Annotated in this window: 14 protein-coding genes and 1 other RNA gene; 6 read left to right on the top strand and 9 right to left on the bottom strand. The window is 59.9% G+C overall.

The genetic code is table 11. The features are described from left to right. Positions 1-147 precede the first annotated feature (147 nt). Together rnpB and rsmI are read right to left on the bottom strand one after the other, a co-directional pair. Positions 148-501, bottom strand: an RNA gene (gene rnpB, locus ACP7E3_RS08885) — RNase P RNA component class A. A 96-nt stretch (positions 502-597) separates the two neighbouring features. Next, positions 598-1,503, bottom strand: a complete 906-nt coding sequence (gene rsmI / locus ACP7E3_RS08880; protein WP_162231502.1) for a 16S rRNA (cytidine(1402)-2'-O)-methyltransferase — start codon at positions 1,501-1,503, stop codon at positions 598-600. A gap of 187 nt (positions 1,504-1,690) precedes the next feature. Here rsmI and ACP7E3_RS08875 point away from each other — a divergent pair, with 187 nt between their 5' ends. The 4 genes from ACP7E3_RS08875 (at position 1,691) to ACP7E3_RS08860 (ending at position 5,137) form a co-directional block, all read left to right on the top strand. Next, complete coding sequence (locus ACP7E3_RS08875; RefSeq protein ID WP_057004265.1) at positions 1,691-3,502, top strand: penicillin-binding protein activator; 1,812 nt, start codon at positions 1,691-1,693, stop codon at positions 3,500-3,502. After that, entirely contained in the window at positions 3,502-3,873 is a 372-nt protein-coding gene (locus ACP7E3_RS08870; RefSeq protein WP_017845938.1) for a YraN family protein, read from the top strand. Before ACP7E3_RS08875 ends, ACP7E3_RS08870 begins: the two co-directional genes overlap by 1 nt. A 92-nt stretch (positions 3,874-3,965) precedes the next feature. Further along, a complete protein-coding gene (locus ACP7E3_RS08865; protein WP_003171862.1) occupies positions 3,966-4,559 on the top strand; it encodes a phosphoheptose isomerase in 594 nt (197 codons plus the stop codon). Continuing rightward, positions 4,556-5,137: a BON domain-containing protein gene (locus tag ACP7E3_RS08860; protein WP_017845939.1), complete on the top strand. Its 582-nt coding sequence runs from the start codon at positions 4,556-4,558 to the stop codon at positions 5,135-5,137. Before ACP7E3_RS08865 ends, ACP7E3_RS08860 begins: the two co-directional genes overlap by 4 nt. A 68-nt stretch (positions 5,138-5,205) precedes the next feature. Here ACP7E3_RS08860 and ACP7E3_RS08855 read toward each other — a convergent pair whose 3' ends face one another. From ACP7E3_RS08855 to ACP7E3_RS08830, 6 genes are all read right to left on the bottom strand, one after another. Beyond that, complete coding sequence (locus ACP7E3_RS08855) at positions 5,206-5,979, bottom strand: OmpA family protein (RefSeq protein ID WP_046384657.1); 774 nt, start codon at positions 5,977-5,979, stop codon at positions 5,206-5,208. A gap of 211 nt (positions 5,980-6,190) precedes the next feature. Beyond that, positions 6,191-6,835, bottom strand: coding sequence for an MBL fold metallo-hydrolase (locus tag ACP7E3_RS08850; protein WP_126587552.1), 645 nt, complete (start codon positions 6,833-6,835; stop codon positions 6,191-6,193). Between the two features lie 126 nt (positions 6,836-6,961). After that, complete coding sequence (locus ACP7E3_RS08845; RefSeq protein ID WP_057004263.1) at positions 6,962-9,691, bottom strand: LuxR C-terminal-related transcriptional regulator; 2,730 nt, start codon at positions 9,689-9,691, stop codon at positions 6,962-6,964. A gap of 225 nt (positions 9,692-9,916) precedes the next feature. Beyond that, positions 9,917-11,281: a DUF1329 domain-containing protein gene (locus tag ACP7E3_RS08840; protein ID WP_046384660.1), complete on the bottom strand. Its 1,365-nt coding sequence runs from the start codon at positions 11,279-11,281 to the stop codon at positions 9,917-9,919. A 29-nt stretch (positions 11,282-11,310) separates the two neighbouring features. Further along, on the bottom strand, positions 11,311-13,182 hold the full coding sequence (locus tag ACP7E3_RS08835) for a DUF1302 domain-containing protein (RefSeq protein WP_046384661.1): 1,872 nt from the start codon (positions 13,180-13,182) through the stop codon (positions 11,311-11,313). A gap of 331 nt (positions 13,183-13,513) precedes the next feature. After that, positions 13,514-15,196 (bottom strand): fatty acid--CoA ligase, encoded by a 1,683-nt coding sequence (locus ACP7E3_RS08830; protein WP_017845945.1) that lies wholly within the window; start codon positions 15,194-15,196, stop codon positions 13,514-13,516. A 256-nt stretch (positions 15,197-15,452) separates the two neighbouring features. Between ACP7E3_RS08830 and ACP7E3_RS08825 the strand changes: the two genes are divergently transcribed. Together ACP7E3_RS08825 and ACP7E3_RS08820 are read left to right on the top strand one after the other, a co-directional pair. Beyond that, a complete protein-coding gene (locus tag ACP7E3_RS08825) occupies positions 15,453-17,492 on the top strand; it encodes a lipase family protein (RefSeq protein WP_046384662.1) in 2,040 nt (679 codons plus the stop codon). After that, positions 17,485-18,555: a hypothetical protein gene (locus tag ACP7E3_RS08820; RefSeq protein WP_046384663.1), complete on the top strand. Its 1,071-nt coding sequence runs from the start codon at positions 17,485-17,487 to the stop codon at positions 18,553-18,555. The genes ACP7E3_RS08825 and ACP7E3_RS08820 overlap by 8 nt, the downstream gene beginning before the upstream one ends. 93 nt (positions 18,556-18,648) lie before the next feature. On the opposite strand, the gene ACP7E3_RS08815 is transcribed toward ACP7E3_RS08820, so the two are convergent. Next, a complete protein-coding gene (locus ACP7E3_RS08815) occupies positions 18,649-19,281 on the bottom strand; it encodes a LysE family translocator (protein WP_426122876.1) in 633 nt (210 codons plus the stop codon). Positions 19,282-19,324: the final 43 nt, after the last annotated feature.

Raw genomic sequence — 19,324 nt, 5'->3', positions numbered from 1 at the left:
CAAAGAGCTATGCTTCAAAGTTAAAGTAATTTATTAAGAGTAAGATTTTTTTGGTATTACCAAGATGCATCTGCCAATGATTTGGCAGGGAGGGATTCTTGCGTTACTACCGGGTTTCTGCACGAGATTCGGACAGAAGGAAAAAAGGTGGAGAGTCGATCTATAAGCCGGGTTCTGTCTTGAACAGTCATTCGTCTACGATGGCCATCACTGGACATCTTTAGCAACCTACCCGGTCCCAGCGCGGGCCACGCCTTGGGACCCTATTTGGTCTTGCTCCAAGTGGGGTTTACCTAGCCACGAACTGTTGCCAGACGTGCGGTGCGCTCTTACCGCACCTTTTCACCCTTACCGGCACCGAAGTGCTTAGGCGGTTATTTTCTGTGGCACTTTCCGTAGGCTCACGCCTCCCAGGCATTACCTGGCACTTCGCCCTATGGAGCCCGGACTTTCCTCCCCCCCCTAATTTTCATAGAGGGCAGCGACTGTCCAATCGACTCTCCGCCGCGCAGGTTAACGGCACGACGGAGTTAGGACAAGTATTAAAAGTGCAGCAATGCCATCACGTTCAGACGGAATACCGGTTTAACCCCGGAACTATTCGGCTTTCTGTTTATCCAGCGCGGCCTGATACAACACATTTTTGCGCACCCCGGTGATTTCCGCCGCCAGCGCCGCCGCTCGCTTAAGGGGCATCTCCTTGAGCAGCAGATCCAGAACGCGCATGGCTTCGCCACCGACGGCGTCTTCATTTTCCGGCGCCGTCCAACCCGCCACCAGCACCACGCACTCGCCACGCTGCTGATTGCTGTCACCTTCGACAAACGCGCGCAGTTCTTCCAGCGGCAGCCCCTTGAGCGTCTCGAAGGTCTTGGTCAGCTCGCGGGCCAGCAGCGCCAGGCGCTCGCCACCGAACACCAGCTCCATGTCCTGCAGGCATTCGAGGATACGATGCGGGGCTTCATAGAAGATCAGCGTGCGCGGTTCTTCCTTAAGCGCCTGAAGACGTGCGCGACGCCCCACCGCCTTGGCCGGCAGGAAACCTTCGAAGATGAAACGATCCGACGGCAACCCCGCGGCGGATAACGCCGCAATCAACGCGCATGCGCCCGGAACCGGCACTACATTGATACCCGCGGCACGCGCCTGACGGACCAGGTGGTAACCGGGATCGGAAATCAGCGGGGTACCGGCATCGGAAATCAGCGCCACATCGTCACCGGCCAGCAGGCGCGTGATAAAACGGCTGCCTTCTTCGCGCTCGTTATGTTCGTGGCAGGCCGCCAATGGCGTACTGATGCCGAAATGCTGCATCAAGCGCTGGGAGTGCCGAGTGTCTTCCGCAGCGATCAATTTAACGTCGCGCAACACTTTAAGCGCCCGGGCGCTGATGTCGTCCAGGTTGCCAATGGGCGTCGCCACGACAAAAAGCGAGCCTGCAGTGGAATTCAAAGGACCTGGAGCAGTCAAAACGCACACCTCGATGGTTGGCAAAAGCCACATTGTAGCGCGTCGACGCCGTGGAAATATGCCATCGAGATGGATGCCGTTTCAGCCGTCGGTCGGCCCTAGCCACCCAAACGCAACATTTGCACCACCTAAATTCACGGTTTCACGCCAGTAACATCGCGCCTGGGCCAGTGCTTGGGTACAATTCCACGCTAATTTGATCGGTATCAGGAACACTTACATGATCCCTTGCCTGCGGCTGCTCTCCGCCCTCTGCCTCGCTGCCTTGCTGGGCGCCTGTGCCAGCTCGCCCTCGTCCCGCCTTGGCGACCTGCCACGGACCCCGGATGCCAGTATCGAGCAACTGCTCGAACAGGCGACTACCGCCAACACGCCCGAAAAAGCTGCGTTGCTGCGCCTGAGCGCGGCCGACATGGCCTACCACCAGAACAACGCTGGCCGCTCGTCGCAGATTCTTGCGCAGGTGCCGCTGGATGTTCTCAAGCCCGCCGCGCAGGTGTTCGCCAACACCCTGGCCGCCGAACTGGCCATGACGCGTAACCAGCCCAAGGCCGCGCTGGCGGCGTTGAACCACCCCAGCCTGCAGAACCTGAAGGAGCTGCCGGCCGAACAGCAGGTCCGCACCGGCACCGTACATGCACGCGCCTATGAAGCCGACGGCCAGACCCTGGCCGCCGCTCGCGAGCGTGTGACCATGGCGCCACTGCTGACCGGCGACGCCGCCAAGAGCAACCATGAAGCCATCTGGGCGCTGATTGCCGCGCTGCCGGCCGAACAGCTGCAAGCCAGCGGCAACCCGACGCTCGACGGCTGGATCACCCTGGCCCAGGCGGTCAAGGGCGCCGGCACGCTGGAGCAACAGCAAGCCGCCATTGACACCTGGCGTGCGCAGAACCCGGGCCATCCGGCCGCCGTGCAACTGCCGACGCCGCTGACCAAACTCAAGGAACTGGCGAGCCAGCCGCTGAACAAGATCGCCCTGCTACTGCCGCAGGAGGGTCCACTGGCCACCGTGGCCAAGGCCCTGCGCGAAGGCTTCATGGCCGCGCATTACCAGGCTGAACAAGCCGGGCAGAAGCCGCCGGTCATCGAGTTCTATGACAGCTCGCGCCTGACCTCCCTCGACGACTTCTACGCCAAGGCCAAGGCTGCCGGCGTGCAATTGGTCGTCGGGCCGCTGGAAAAGCCGCTGGTCAAACAGCTCAGCGCGCGCCCGCAATTGCCGATTACCACCCTGGCCTTGAACTACAGCGAGACCGATCAAAACCCGGCGCAGTTGTTCCAGTTCGGCCTGGCGGCTGAAGACGAAGCTCGCGAAGTCTCGCGCCGCGCCCGTGCCGACGGCCTGCACCGCGCCGCTGCGATGGTGCCCCGTGGCGAATGGGGTGAGCGTGTCTACAAGGCCTTCCGCCAGGACTGGGAAGCCAACGGCGGCACCGTTGTCGGCGTCGAGTACGTCGACCAGCCGGTCGCCCTCGCCCAGCAGATTGCCGATCTGTTCCAACTGCGTAAAAGTGAAGGCCGTGCCAAGAGCCTGCAAAGCGCCGTCGGCACCGACGTCGCCGCACAACCTTCGCGTCGCCAGGATATCGAGTTCATCTTCCTGGCCGTCACCCCGCAACTGGCCCAGCAGATCAAGCCGACCCTGAACTTCCAGTACGCTGGCGACGTGCCGGTGTATGCGACGTCTCACGTGTTCAGCGCCAGCGGCGACAAGAACCAGTACCTGGACATGACCAACGTGATGTTCTGCGAAACCCCTTGGCTGCTCAATACCACCGACCCGCTGCGCAACCAGGTCGCTGCACAATGGCCGCAAGCCAATGGCAGCCTTGGCCGCCTGTACGCGATGGGCGTCGATGCCTACCGCCTGGCGCCACGCGTGGGCCAACTCAAGGCATTGCCGGATACACGCATTGACGGCCTCTCGGGCAACCTGGGCATCAGCACGCACCAGCGCGTTGACCGCCAGATGCCGTGGGCGAAGTTCGTCGGCGGCGAGGTCCAGCGTCTGCCCGATACCCCACGCTGATGCCCGAGCGGTCCAGCGCACAAAGCGGCAAGGATGCCGAACTTCAAGCGCTTGAGTATCTTCGACAGCAGGGTCTGCGCCTTCTGGCGCAGAACTGGTTGTGTAAACGCGGTGAGCTTGATCTGGTCATGCTTGACGGCGATACAGTAGTATTCGTCGAAGTCCGCTACAGAAAACACGCACAATGGGGTGGCGCGCTCGCCAGTATCGACGGGCGCAAGCGTCAGAAGCTGATACTCGCCGCGCAGTTTTTCCTGCTCAAGGAGCATCGCTGGGCTGACTCCCCCTGCCGTTTCGATGTGGTTGCCATTGAAAGCACACCGTCTGGCAAAGCTGATTTGAACTGGCTCAAAGATGCCTTCGACAGCTGATTCGCCGGACATCTTCACCACATACTTTTGCTCTTTGCTTTGCGGGCTGCACATTCCTGTGCCAAATAGCCGCGCTACTTAAGGTCACACAGATGGACATGCAATCCCGAATTCGCCAGCTTTTCCAGGCCAGCATCGACACCAAGCAACAGGCGATGGACGTACTTGCACCGCACATCGAGCAAGCCAGTCAGGTCATGGTCAATGCCTTGCTCAACGAGGGCAAAATGCTTTCGTGCGGCAACGGCGGCTCGGCCGGCGATGCCCAGCATTTCTCGTCCGAGTTGCTCAACCGCTTCGAGCGCGAGCGTCCGAGCTTACCGGCCATTGCCTTGACCACCGATTCGTCGACGATCACCTCGATCGCCAACGACTACAGCTACAACGAAATCTTCTCCAAACAGATCCGCGCCCTGGGGCAACCGGGTGACGTGCTGCTGGCGATTTCCACCAGCGGCAACTCGGCGAATATTATTCAGGCGATCCAGGCCGCACATGATCGCGAAATGATTGTCGTAGCATTGACTGGCCGCGACGGCGGCGGCATGGCCTCGCTGTTGCTGCCCGAGGACGTGGAGATTCGCGTCCCGGCCAATGTCACCGCACGTATTCAGGAAGTCCACCTGCTGACGATCCACTGCCTGTGCGATCTGATCGACAGCCAACTGTTCGGGAGTGAAGAATGACCGTTAAACGCCTCAGCCTATTGGCGATTGCGCTGTGCCTCGGCATCAGCGGCTGCAGCACGGCAATCACCGCGACACGTGACACCCCCATCCAGGACGACAAGGGCACCCGCACCTTCGGCAGCAAGATTGACGACTCGTTGATCGAAACCAAGGTCGAGGTCAACGTCGCCAAGGCCGCTACGGACCTGGGCAATGGCGCGTCGCGCATCGTTGTGACCAGCTTCAACGGCGTGGTGCTGCTCGCCGGCCAAACGCCACGTGCCGAACTCAAGGCTCAGGCCGAACAAGCCGCCTCGGCCGTGCAGCGGGTCAAGAAGGTCCACAACGAATTGCAGGTAATGGACCCGATCACCCTGCTGGCCATCAGCAACGATGCGCTGCTGACCACCAAGATCAAGGCGCAGATGCTGACCGACAACGCCATTCCCGGTTCACGCATCAAAGTCGTCACCGACAACGGCATCGTTTACCTGATGGGCCTGCTGACCCAGGCAGAAGCGACCCGTGCGGCGAACTTGGTACAGGGCGTGTCCGGCGTACAGAAGATCGTGAAGGTGTTCGAGTACATCGATTGATGTAACCGACGACCACAAAAAAGGGCGCCGTGCATTGATTGCACGGCGCCCTTTTTATTGGCTGCAGATTACTGGTATTGCGAGTACGGGTTGCCCTGGAACTGGTTGTTCTGCTGCGGCGCCTGTTGCTGGGCGCCCGGCTGGCCATACTGCTGGCCTGGGATTGGGCCCAGGTTCACTTCTACACGACGGTTCTGCGCGCGACCGTTGACGTCGGCGTTGCTGGCGATCGGATTATCCGGACCGGCACCACGAGCGCTCAGGTTGGCAGCGCTGACGCCTTGGGAGGTCAGATAGTTGGCCACGCTCTGCGCACGACGCTGGGACAGGTCCATGTTCAACTGACGGCTGCCGGTGCTATCGGTGTAACCCACGATCTGGATGGTGTTCTGGCTGAACTGCTTGAGCGAGTTGGCCAGGTTGTTCAGCGGCGTATAGAAGCTGCTGGAGATCGCGTCCGAGTTGGTGGCGAAGGTGATGTTGCCCGGCATGATCAGTTTGATCTGATCGCCCTGGCGCTGAACTTCAACCCCGGTATTGGCCATGCTTTCGCGCAGTTTCTTTTCCTGCTGGTCGGCGTAGTAGCCATAACCCGCTGCGCCTGCACCCGCGACGACGGCACCGATCAGTGCACCCTTGCCACGGTTGTTATGGTCGATGGCTGCACCGGCCAACGCACCGGCCAGGGCGCCGAGGCCGCCGTACTTGACGGTCTTGCTCATGCCACCGGATTCATTACTCGCCTGTCCCTGGCTGCTACCGTCATACGGATTGGGTGAAGCACAGCCAGATAACATGGCTACGGCAGTAGCGACAACGAGCAGACGACGCGGAGTGAACATGGAGAAGCTCCTACTTTTGCACTCTGGGTGCAGAGGATATGGACAATGGATCTTTGCCGGGTTTTGAACGCGACAAACGGTAAAAATTCCGTGGACGTATCTTAACCTGTAACAAAAAACGCAGGACTATCGTCGCGACACAAACCGTAGCAGACGCACGCTGAACACACGCTGAGTTTTTTGCTACAGGGCTTGACCGCCTACGTTGCAATCATGCGCGCACAAAGGGGTTCTCGCGCATCTCGTCACCGAGTCGCGTCTCCGGCCCGTGACCGGTCACCACCGTCGCCGCCTCATCCAGCGTATACAGGCGCTGCTTGATCGAGCGCACAATCGCCGCTTGGTCTCCGCCCCACAAATCCGTGCGGCCTACGCCCCGGCGAAACAACGTATCCCCGGCGATCAGCAGCTTGGCATCGGCAAACCAGAAACTCATCGACCCCGGCGTGTGACCCGGCGTATGCAATGCGACGCCGCAACCGCAAGCCAGCTCTTCATCGTCGGCCAGCCAACGGTCCGGCGACGGCACCGGCGTATACGGCACGCCAAACGTCTGGCACTGCATCTCCAGGTTATCCCAGAGGAACTGGTCGGCCTTGTGCAAATGCAGGGTCGCGCCGGTCTTCTCCTTCAACTGGCCGGACGCCAGGAAGTGATCCAGGTGAGCATGGGTGTGAATGATGCTCACCACCTTGAGGCCCAGCGCCTCGAGCCGCGCCAGGATCAGCTCGTGATTGCCGCCGGGGTCGACCACGATGGCTTTTTTACTGACGGGGTCGCCGATGATGGTGCAGTTGCACTGCAAAGGGCCGACGGGGAAGGTTTCGCGGATAAGGGTCGGCTTTGCGGTGTCCATGAACGGTCCTCTCGTGCAAACGGCATAGGGTTTCCGGGCGACTGTCGCCAGAATGATTGCACTATTAAACCAGACTGGAGCGGCGTCGCACCTCAACGCAAGCAAGCTCGCCAGCGGACTCAGGCTTTAACCAATCAACCGCAGCTCCTGCGCCCGCGCGACCGCCTGGGTGCGCCGCTCCACGCCGAGCTTGCTGTTGATATGGCTGGCGTGGGTCTTGACCGTGTGCAGGGAGATGAAGAGGCGGTTACTGATCTCCTGGTTCGAACAGCCCTGGGCGATCAGTTGCAGCACCGCCAGCTCGCGGGCGCTCAGGGTTTCATGGTTGGGCGCCGGCTCGCTGACAGCAACGGCCGGCAGCAGCGCCAACAGGCTCTGGTTCAATAAACCATGGGGGTCTTGGCCGAGTTGATCGCGCATCCAGTCGGGATACCCTTCAAGCAGGCGCTGGAAGGGTTGCAGCGCGCCGCCGGCTCCGGCTTCCAGGGCGCGAACCAACACCTCGCGCGCCTTGGCCTCCTGGCCGCTCTCCAGCAGCAACTGCGCCTGCTGGGTCAGCGCCATCAGGGCAATCATCTGGCGGCCGCTGCCATGAGCGTGTTGCGCCAGGTCTTCGAGGCGCTGCAGGGCCGCCGCCGGTTGATGGCGGATCGCATCCAACGCGGCTTGCTGCAGCTCGATATGCTGCGGCAGGTGCGGATGAAACTCCGGGGCCGCCGCCGCGTGTGCGCCGTTGTAGGTTTGCCCCAGGCGGGTCAGCCAGGCGTCGGCCAGGTCGGTACGCCCCTGGGCCAACCAGAGCTCGCATTTGATCAGGGTGATCATTGCCAGGTAGTAAATCGGCGGCACGTCCCAGATGTGCATCAGGCGTTCGGCCTCGGCCAGTTCGGCGAAGGCTTTGGGGAAGTCGCCGCGGCGCCCTTCGAAGTTGGCAATCACGCAATGCCCGATCAGCACGCTGATATCCCGGCAGGCGCGGGCTTCGGCCAGGCCGGCGCGCAGGCGGACCAGGCCGGCTTCAGGCTGACAACGCGCGAGCAGCAGGTAGCCTTCGTAAAGCGCTAATCGGGCGCGCACGGCGTACAACCGTTGGGGCGAAAGGTCGTGCAAGCGTTGCAGGCCCTGGTGTACTTCATCCAGCGAGCGCAGGATTTCACCCCGCGCCTGCAAGACCCGCGCGCGGTCGTAATGGGCCAGGGCCTCGAACAGGGGGTTGCCGACACGCTGCGCCAATTCGAGGGATTCGCGGTTCAAGCCACGGGCGCGCCACAGGTCGGCATCGACGATCGCCAGGTTGGAGAGGGTCGACAGGCACATCAGGCGCTGACCATAACGGCGCTGCGGCAGGCTTTCCAAGGCTTCGCTGCAATAGCGCTGAGTCAGCTCGCGGTCGCCTCGGCCCCGGGCGATGATCCCGCTCAGCGCCAGCCATTGCGCCAGCATCGACTTCTGCGCGGTGGCCGATGGTGCCGGCAGGAAGCGACTGAGGTAGCCCGACAGTTCTTCCGCCGCATCCAGCTGACACGCCAGGCCCAAGGCCCAGCTGTACAGCACGATCAACCGAGGCGTGCTGATCAGCAGACTATCGGGCAAGTCCATTTTCCAGCGTAGGAGCATGCCGACGTTCTGCTCGGCCAGCAGTTGCTCCTCGGAGAGGTTCTGCACCAGGTTCGCCGCCACATCCAGATGACCGGCGCGCAACGCCTGCTCGACCGCTTCATCGATCAGCCCCTGGGCGTTGAACCAGCGACAGGCGCGCAGGTGCAGGCTGGCGGGCGGCAGCACGGCGCTGCTCGCGCGCCGGGTGCGCAGCAGGTCGGAAAACAAATGGTGATAACGGAACCAGTGCCCCTGCTCGTCCAGCGGCACCAGAAATACCTGATGAGCCTGCAAGTAACGCAGGATTTCCGCGCTGTCGTGGGCATCGCGTATGGCGTCGCACAGTTCACTGCAAAAGCGTTCCTGCGAAGCGGTTTCATAGAGGAACGCCTGGACTTCCGCCGGCAGGCAATCAATCACTTCTTCCAGCAAATAGTCGCGTATCAAGCCTTCGCCGCCGTGCAGGCTCTGCGGCAAGGCGCCCTCATTCCCCGCTTCGGAGGCCGCCAACAGCCAGAAACGCAAACCAGCGACCCAGCCTTCACTGCGCCGGATCAAATTATCCAGCGCCTCGCCGCGCAGCGAACTGCTGTGGCGATCCAACACCGCCAGGGATTCGGCGTGGGTCAGGCGCAGGTCTTGCTCATGCAGCTCCAGCAGGTGCCGAGACAGGCGCAAGCGCGCCAGGTGCCAGTCCGGGCGCTGGCGACTGGTAACCAGCACCAGCAGGCCATCGGGCAAATGATTGAGGAAAAATTGCAGACAGCGATCAAGCACCGGGCCCTGGGCCAAATGGTAGTCATCCAGCACCAGCAACAAAGGCGCACGCGTGGACAACTGCAGCGCCAGCTCATCGAGCAAGCCATCGAGCCATTCTTCGAAGGCAAACGGTTGATGACGCTGACGCATTTTCAGCAGGCCCAGGGATTGCGCACCCAGTTGCGGGAAGTATTGCTGCAAGCCGTCAAGCAGGCGCTCGAGGAAACGCCCGGGGTCGTTATCCCGCGGGCTCAGGCCCAGCCAAAGGCTTTGCCAATGAGCGGGCAGACTCTGGCAGAACTCGACCGCCAGCGAACTCTTGCCGAACCCAGCCGGCGCGCAGACCAGCAGCAATCGCCCTTCCAGGCCAGCGCTCAGCCGTTCGCACAGGCGCGGTCGCAGCACGTAGCCGTCAGGCAGCGGAGGTCTGTAGAAGCGACCTTCCAGGGTCGGAATCACCGCGCTGGCAGGCCCCTGGATTCGGGACAGATCAGTCATCGCCGGGCTCTTGTAGAAGGCTGTTGTCGGCATTGCAGATGTCCGCAGACTAGCGGTAAAAGCGGCGGTTTTGTAGATCTTTGCAACATTTGCCTGAAAAAGAACTGCGACAAGAAATGTGAGAGGGGGCTTGCTCCCGATTGCGCTGGGGCAGCCAATAGAATTCTTGGCTGTCAGACCGCTATCGGGGGCAAGCCCCCTCCCACATTTGGCTACGCGTGCAGCTTAGCGAACACCGTCCTGGCGCAGGGCCGCCGGGCTGAAGTCACTGATGCCGGCGGTGAAGCCGAAGTCATACGCCTGTTTCTCTTCGTTCTTCATGCCCAGGGCCAGGTAGCGGCCGGACTGCAGGTCGTAGAGGGTTTCCAGGGCGTACCACGGCACTTGTTTGTCGTAGTAGTTCTCGGCATGGGCTTCGGCGACGCGCCACAGTTGGCCGCGACCGTCGTAGTGGTCGATCACGGCCGCTTGCCAGGTGTCTTCGTCGATGAAGAAGTCACGCTTGGCGTAGATGTGGCGCTGACCTTCCTTCAGGGTCGCGACCACATGCCACACGCGGCGCAGCTCGTAGCGTGCGAGGTCCTGGTTGATGTGGCCGGCCTTGATAATGTCGACATACTTGAGTTTCGGATCGTCGATCTTGTAGCTGTTGGAGGCGATGTAGATTTCTTTCTTGCCTTCCAGTTTCCAGTCGTAGCGGTCCGGCGCACCGTTGTACATGTCGAGGTTGTCGGAGGTACGCAGGCCGTCGGCAGCGGTACCCGGCCCGTCATAAGACACTTGCGGCGCCCGGCGTACACGGCGCTGGCCGGCGTTGTAGACCCACGCCGAGCGCGGTTCCTTCACCTGGTCGAGGGTTTCGTGAACCAGCAGCACACCACCGGCCAGACGTGCCGGTGCGGTCACTTGCTGCTTGAAGTAGAACAGCACGTTGCCGGGGTTTTTCGGGTCGAAGTCCTTCATTTTGTCGCGGAACACGAACTGGTCTTTGAAATACACCAGGCTGAACGAACCGTTGGTCTGCGGCGTGGCCTGGGTCACCAGGCGGGTCACGCTGCCGCCGCGATAGCGGGTGATGTGGTTCCAGATGACTTCAACGCCACTTTTCGGAATCGGGAACGGCACGGCGGTTTCGAAGTTTTCCAGACCGTTACCGCCGGACACCAGGTTGGTGTTGGTGGCGTTCTTCTTGATCGAGGCGAACACCTCGGCCGGTACAGTGGCGCCGCGATGGGTCGGGTAGACCGGCATCTTGAAGGTGTCCGGGTAGCGCTTGAACATCGCGTACTGCCCCGGCGCCAGCTTGTCTTTGTATTGCTCGACGTTTTGCGCGGTGATGGTGAATTGCGGTTGTTCGCTGGCATAAGGGTTGGCCAGGAAACCACGGGCGTCGACGGCGCCGGCATTCGTCGGCAACGGCGACCATTTAGGAATGGTGCCTGCGGCGTTACCGGCCATTTCGGCGCCCATCGGGGTCAGGGTCGTGCCCAGCTTGGCGGCCTCATCCGCCGACACCGCCGCCATGACGTTACTCGCCAGGATCGACAGCCCAAGCACACCGACGTGCAACAGACTTTTAGTTATTTTCATGTTCTGGTTCTTCCTGAAATGCAGTGTGCTTAGAAGTTGGCGCCGACGCTGAGGGCGATGAAATCACGGTCGTCCACAGTGGAATACTTACCGCCGAAGAAGTTGGTGTAGGCCAAGCTCGCGGTGTAGGTATTCTGGTATTCAGCATCCAGGCCGAGACTGACAGCCTTGCGACCTTCTTCGAAGTTGCCGCCAGGGCCTGGCGAATAACCGCTGACGTCATGGGACCAGGCCACGTTGGGCTTGAGGTTCACACCCGCGAACACATCCGGGTATTCCCAGATTGCCCGGCCGCGATAGCCCCAGGAGTTGGCGGTGGTAAAGCCGTCATTGTTGCAGTTGGCCGTCAGGTTACTGCGGTCTGTACCTGCGCCCGCACCGGCAATGGTTCCCGCGTTGAGCGTCGCGCACAGTGGGCCTTCCCCAGGACCAAATACCGGATCACGCCCGTAGCGCGCTTTCGAGCTGCTTTCCAGGCCGCCGACGTGGGTCAGCCCCACTTCGCCCACCAGTGTCAGCCGGCTGGCGCCCATGACCTGATCAAAGAAGTGCGTAAAGGTGGTCTGGAGTTGGGTGATTTCCTTGCGGCGATAGCCATTCAGATCCTGACCGGCGGCGCCCTTGAGCGGGGAAGCACCGTTCAAGCCTATCAACGGCGTAACGCCCGCGTACAAGATGTCGGTGGTATTGAGCTGAACCGGCGCGTTCGGCCGGTAGCTGATCTCGCCGCTCCACGCTGTGCCGGTAGGCAAGGTCGTCGAGAAACTCAAACCGTACAAGCGAATGTCTTCTGGATATTCGACGAAGTAGCTGGAGTTACCGGCCACGATGAGTGGACGCAGGCTACTGGCTGGCGTGGACGTCAATGCGTTAGCCGCGGCGTAAGTCGCAGCCGATGCGCCCTTGGCGCTGAAAATCGGCGCACGGCTGTGGTAGTTCATGAAATAAGCGCCGAACTCAGTGTCCAGCGGCTCGAAGTTGTAGTGCATGGCCACACCGAACTGCCCGCTATCGCGTGCGTCACGATCAGAACCGCGCTTGACCAGTACACCTTCGTCATTGATGTCGACGCCAAACCGATTCATCAGCGGCAAACCACCACCCGCAGCGATGACAGAGCGCTTGCTGAGCAACCGCAGGTTGTCATTGCAGCCGCCTGTAATGACGTCCGCCTGGGAGAAAAACGTCCCGCAGTTATCGGTGACGGTCTTCTCCCAATCCAACTGATAGAAGCCTTCCGCCGACAGGTTTTCGGTCAGTGTCTGCGACACATAGAACATGTTGACCGGAATCAGGCCTTCCTTGATCTCGGCACCCGGGCGACGGAACGCCGCTACGTCAATCGGGTTGATGGAGTTGATGCCGCCGCCGATGAAGGTACTTTCGCCCCAACTTACAACCTGTTTACCGAAACGCACGGAACCGGGCTCATCGGCAATCGAGTAGTTGTGATAAATGAAGGCGTCGAGAATTTCCCCGCCGGAAGACCGGGCGCCCATAGGACGGCCGTTGTCACTGATGTCCTTGAACTCACGATTTTCGTCCTTGAGTTCAAAGTCATACCAATATTTGCCGCGAACAAACACACCGGTGTCGCCGTATTTCAGTTCCAGGTCATGGATGCCCTTGAAGATTTTCGAGAACGTCTCGCCGCGCTTGAAGTTCAAATGGCCGTCATCGGAGGTCTGGGACAAGCCCTTGCCGCCATTGTTGACGCCGATCAGATCGCGGTTGGCCTTGGCTGTCGACCAACTGGCCCCCACGGAAAGAGAGGAGTCAAAATTCCCTTCGATTTCACCGATATTGAAACTGACGCCGAATGCCGGCCCGGCGAGCGTAGAAGCGAGACTGACGGCCAGGGGCAATCTTGCCCGGCGCCAGAACTGATTTACTGAGGTCATCGACGCTACTCCATGTGCATTATTGTTATGGCAGTGAGTTCTTTCGGTGATGCATGTAACGGCCGGAATACAACGATTCCAATGCCGCCCGGCAACCGAGCCCCCATGGCTCGAAGCGCAACATCCTTGAAAAACTCTGAGAGGGACTATAGCCAGCAGGGGGTACCGCTTGATCCCTCTAAAGTGTGATTTGCATCACCGACCCGTCTGCCACAGCCCTTTTGCCACGTCGACGAAGGCCGACGCGGCAAGGATGGCTGAAAATCGGCAAATCACAAGTGAAGCCGCGAGATAGAGCATTGCCGTGCCCGAACGGGCACGGCGAAAGGTATCAAAGGGTAGAGAGGAACGTACTGTTGTTGGCCTGCCACTCAATGATGTCGACGCGGATACGTTTTTTGTCGAGCTTGCCGACACTGGTCTTGGGAATTTCAGTAACAATGGCGATCTGGTTTGGAATCGCCCACTTGCTCAAGTGGCCCAACTCCACGAACGGCTTGAGGTGCTCCTTGAGTTCACGGGCGCCTATCACATGGCCATCACGCACCACCAGCAACGCAAACGGGCGCTCGCCCCACTGCGGATCGGCGATGCCCACCACCGCTACTTCGCGTACCGCCGGGTGGCGGCTGACCAGGTCTTCCAGAGCCAGGGACGAGATCCACTCGCCGCCGGTCTTGATCACGTCCTTGATGCGGTCGCGGATATCGATCACCCCAAACGCGTCGAGGGTCGCCACGTCGCCGGTGTGCATCCAGCCGCCTTCCCACAGCTCGGCGCCCTTTTGCGGCTCGTTGTAGTAACCCTCGGTCAACCACGGCGCGCGTAGCACCAGTTCGCCCTGGGACTCGCCATCGGCGGGCAGGAAATGCCCGTCGCTGTCAATGATCGCCGCTTCCACCAACGGCCCGGGCACACCGGCCTTGATGCGGTAAGTGGTGCGCTCGTCCTCGGTGCCGGCCATCAGCTCATCGTTGAGATGGGCGCAGGACACCAACGGCCCGGTCTCGGACATACCATACGCGGCGGTCAGTTGAATCCCACGGGCCTTGGCCGCTTCATACAGCGTGCGATTGAGGGCGCTGCCGCCGATGACGATTTTCCAGCCGCCAAAGTCCACGCCCTGGGCGGCCTTGGCGTTGAGCACCATTTGCAGGATGGTCGGCACACAGTGGGAAAAGGTGACCTTCTCCTTGCGCCACAGCTCCACCAGGTATTCCGGATCGTAACGCCCGGGGTAGACCTGTTTCAGGCCCAGCATGGTGGCCACATACGGCAGGCCCCAGGCATGCACGTGGAACATCGGCGTGATCGGCATGTACACGTCGTTGGTGCCCAGCAAGCGCACGCTGTCGACACTGCCCATGATGGTCGCCACGCCGATGGTGTGCAGCACCAATTGGCGATGGGTGAAGTACACACCCTTGGGGTTGCCGGTGGTGCCGGTGGTATAGAAGGTGGTGGCGACGGAATTTTCGTCGAAATCCTCGAAATCGTATTTCGGGCTGGCGGCGGCCAGCAGGGTTTCGTACTCCCCCACCAGGTTCGGCAGTTCAGCGGTTTTCTCGGCCGCATCGGTCAGCAACAAGGTTTTGTCGACGGTGGTGAGCTGCCCGGCAATCGCCTGGTAGAGCCCCACGAACTCGCTGTTGACCAGCACAAAGCGGTCCTCGGCGTGGTTCATGGTGTAGAGAATCTGTTCCGGCGACAGGCGCACGTTGATGGTATGAATCACCGCGCCGATCATCGGGATGGCGAACATGCATTCCAGGTAACGGTGGCTGTCCCAGTCCATCACGGCAACGGTATCACCGGCCTTGACCCCGGCTTCGGTGAGCACATTGGCCAGGCGCGCGACCCGCTCGATCAGAGTCGGATAGGTGTAGCGCAGCTTGTCGCGATAGATGATTTCCCGGGTCTTCTCATAACGGGCCCCGGACATGAGCAGGCGTTTGATCAACAGCGGATATTGGTACGCACCTTCGGCGGGCGGGATAACACGGGTCTGCAACATACGAATCCCTTTTTATGACTGCACGGTCTCGGCTTGAAGACCTGCACTGTAGAGACGTTAGGTGTCGACCAAATCAGCCAAAGGAATGATTTGCAGCCTGCTGCGAATGATAGCTTTGCGCCAACATTCTCTTCGGGACATGAGCAAATTAGATCAGGAAGCACCCTTCGCTGAAAGGCGAACCTTCCGACATTCGCCACGGATAGCAACTCTTTACGCTTTGGACTTTCGTCGCATCCATCGCTAAAGGACCGCTATGCACAACGATCCCATGCACCGCACGGACACACTCAACCCGAACAAGGATTTCATCGGCGGCAAACAGAAACGGCATTGGATAGAGTTCCAATTGCTGGATGAGCAGGGCGAGCCCCTGGCGAACCTGCCTTACCGTGCGGTGAATGAGGCCACTCGTGAGCGTGTTGTGCCGGAGTTTCTTGGCCGCAGCGATGCCGAGGGGGTGATTCGCGTTGAGGGCTTGCATCCGCTGCCTATCACGTTGTTGATGGAGGCCAACCCTTTGGCCGATCAACTGCAAACGCGTCGTTTGCGTGCTGAGCGCGCAGAGCCGCCTCGACCGGTTATCGGGGATCGTACACCGCTGTATGGCCCGCAACGCTCAGGCTTTTCGCCGATTGAGAAGCAGGCGCTGGCTGCGGGACGCTGTTACCACTATCTGCGAATCGGTCAATTATGTGACCAACAACCAACATTCCAGCCCCCCTTGAATGATTCGAATAAGCTACCGGCGTTTCATTTCCCGGAACGAAAGTTCAACGGCTTCACCGTCAGTGGCGATGAACTGGACCGTCGTCATGTGCTGGAAGTCTGCCCATTTCGCGCCTGGTCTCTGATGTTGCATCACCAGTCTGGGTACAGCCTGGTCAATGCCTACAACCTGGGGTTGATGAGTATTTTGGCGTATAGCACGCGGGATGAACGCGAACTGGGTTCCGTCAACGAGTTTTTCGAGCAGCAATGCCTGGATTTGTCACGTACACCTCGGGTTTGGGATAACGGCCAGGCATGGCCATGTGTGGTGGTGGATGTGCCTTTTAGTGATCGTTATTTGACGATCAAAGCCTTGGATACCGCTAAGGCAGACGTGCCGGAAGGTCATACCCAGCTGCTTTACGCTATCAGTGCATCCCAGGCGTTGGTGGCGTGGCGCGGCACTGAGATGGAAGGGCTTGCTGACCTCATCACCGATGCGACCTTTCGTCCTGTGAAACCGGAGATCGCTGCGGTTTGCGAGCCTAAGGTTCCTTGCCCTGACCTTACTGCTGTGGGCAGTGTGCACCTTGGCTTTCGCGATGCCTTTGAGGTGGCGAGAAGAGTTTTTGATACTGATTTTGGCAAGACGATTCTTGGTGGTGCTCGCGATAAAAAATTGTTCATCTGCGGCCATAGCCTGGGCGGCGCGCTTGGCCTCATCCACGCGGCCTCGCTGAAAAACCATAACCCTCTGCTCTACACCTACGGCATGCCCCGCACCTTCACCCTCCACGCCGTACAGTTTTTGGGCGACCTATGGCACTTTCGCCATGTCAATGACATGGACGCCATTCCTCGCGTGCCCCCCGAGGCCGCGCTGGACAATTACCTATATGACGCCTATGGCCCTGTCGGCCTGCTCGCTGGGTTTAGTTGGTCGCTACGTCAAGCCGTCTCCAGCGCAGTATTCAAACATGAAGACCCGTTCAGCCATCACGGTGAGATCGCCATGTTTTTCCGGGCCAAGCAACACCAGCAACAGGAGATCACACCATACCCCGCTTACCGCAAACCCGATGGCACGCCCTATCGCAGCACTATCGCCTACGAACTGCCGGAAAAAGCCAAGCTGTATTTGGTCCCCAGTCTGAGCGAGGACGGTGACCAGCAAGTCGAGCAGGCCACGCAGTGCCTGAACACATCGCTGAACGCCGAAAGCCGGGCCCGGTTCTTCCCTCGCTACAGCAACCCGGCGACGGGTCGAATGCCGCGTATTGGCGATCACTTCATGTCGCAATACCAACCCTATATCCATAACCAATTACTGGAATCGATTGATGCAGAGCGCGATCCGTTGCTGGAGCGACAGGTCCAACGGCGCAAGTTCGAACAACAGCTAAAGGATTACTACGGGAGCATTCACGAGGACGAACTGACCCGCAATCGCGTGTTCCTCGACTTACAGCGCCTGGTAGACCAAGCCCTGCATATCACCCAGCGAGTAGCAGGTGGCACCGAGGCGCTGCAGCGTTTTAACGCCATTGCCGACCCAAAAGCTTATTACGAGAAGACCGATGGTTAAGCCGATCAACACGCGAAAGAACAAAATCCGGTTTCTCCGCCTGCTCACTGTTGTGTGCGCGATGTTTTTTAGCCTCAGTGGATGCCGTCAGGATTACAGTCTGGCGCCGCCTGCCAACAGCGAAAAAATAACCGTCACCGTGAAACTGCCCAAGGAGCTAAAAACCGAAACCATGTGGGTGATGTACCGCTCGCCCATTTGTAAGCGTGTCGACTACGGCGCCAGCGGCCAGCGCACTGAACGGGATGGTCATCACTCGGTTTACAAGGAACTGGAGCGCCAGGGGCAGAGTGATCTCTACCAAGTAGAACTGCCGAAAGATGGCGGTGGCGCGTGCCGCTGGCATTTGGCGAATGTGACCTTTGGCGTGGCTTATGCCGATCCGACGCGTTTTGGCGAGAATGTGACTTCAGGGGGAGGGGGCGGCGTGGTTGTGATATTTGACTACAACGACTCGCCACGGGGAGGAGCTGATATCAAGGTTGAAGGCGATCTGACGATCAAGAAGGATTACTACCCTTGGGTCGATGAAGAGTTTTTGGGGCCTTACAAAAAAACTGTGGGCTTGGCCGGCGAGGGCAGCATTTACCTCAGTTACCAAGCATTACAGGCGCGGCAGGTATATTTCGAACCAGTCATACATTCCGATTTCATAGTTTATTCGGCGGGGCCAAAGGAAAAAAAGGAGGGAAACCACACCGCTTTCACCTATCCCGACGGCAATGTCGTGGCAGATGGTCAATCGACGCCAGACTTCTGGAAACTACAAAGCCTGCGCACAGGACGCGCCCCCGAGTGTTTTTCACGCTGGCGTTATGCCGATTGTCGGGACCCCCGCCCGCAGCTGTTACCCGACTGGCTCCCAGAACCGGATAAGCCCGGGTTTGGGCGCTACCTCATTGTGGACGAATGGGGGAAAAGACTGCCTTCGTATAGCTATAGGCTGGTCGGTAACAACGGTCAAATATTCGAGGAGAAGACAGATGTCGAGGGGCTTACCGACCCCTTACCGGAGAGCGCCCATCCAGTACGTGAAGTCGATTTCCCCAACAGGAGATGGTGATGCCGCCTATACAAAAATTGGCTTTCGAACCCGCTGGTTCCGCCAAGGACAAAACCATATTCCATCTTGGTGCCGGTCGTAAGAGAGTTCGACTCATTTCATACCGGTGAACGCCAGTTTTACGCCGATGGCAATCAACACCGCCCCCATCGTCCGATCGAACCAATGCCCCATCCGCGCAAACCCTGCACGCACCCGCTGCTGGCTGAACAACATCGCCACCAGGCAGAACCACGCCGCCGTCGCTACCGCCAGGTACACGCCATAACCCGCCTGCACCGCCAGCGGTGTGTGCGGGTTGATCACCACGGTAAACAGCGACAGGAAGAACAACGTGGCCTTGGGGTTCAAACCGTTAGTCACAAAGCCTGCGGTAAACGCCCCGCGTGGGGTGCGTTCGCCGACTTCGCGGTGCAGTTCGCCCTCGGCGGCTGGCTTGGCCGGCTGCGCGCGCAGGGCCTTGAAGCCGATGTACAGCAGGTAGGCCGCCGCCGCCCATTTCAGTGCGTTGAACAGCACGATGGACTGGGACACGATCAAACCGATGCCGAGTAACGAGTACCCCACGTGCAGGAAAATCGCCGAGCCCACGCCCAATGCGGTCCAGGTCCCGGCGCGGCGGCCGTGGGTGACACTTTCGCGCACCACCACCGCGAAATCCGGACCGGGGCTGGCCACTGCCAGCAGGTGAATCAAGGCCACGGTCAAAAACTCGGCGACGTACATACTCACTCCATTAAGTAACGGATTATTTCATCTGATAGGCTCG

This window comes from Pseudomonas sp. PSPC2-3, from assembly GCF_049898265.1.
Taxonomy (GTDB): Bacteria; Pseudomonadota; Gammaproteobacteria; order Pseudomonadales; family Pseudomonadaceae; genus Aquipseudomonas; species Aquipseudomonas veronii.
The sequence above is the reverse complement of the archived record's forward strand: the minus strand, read 5'-3'. Positions and strand labels throughout refer to the sequence as shown.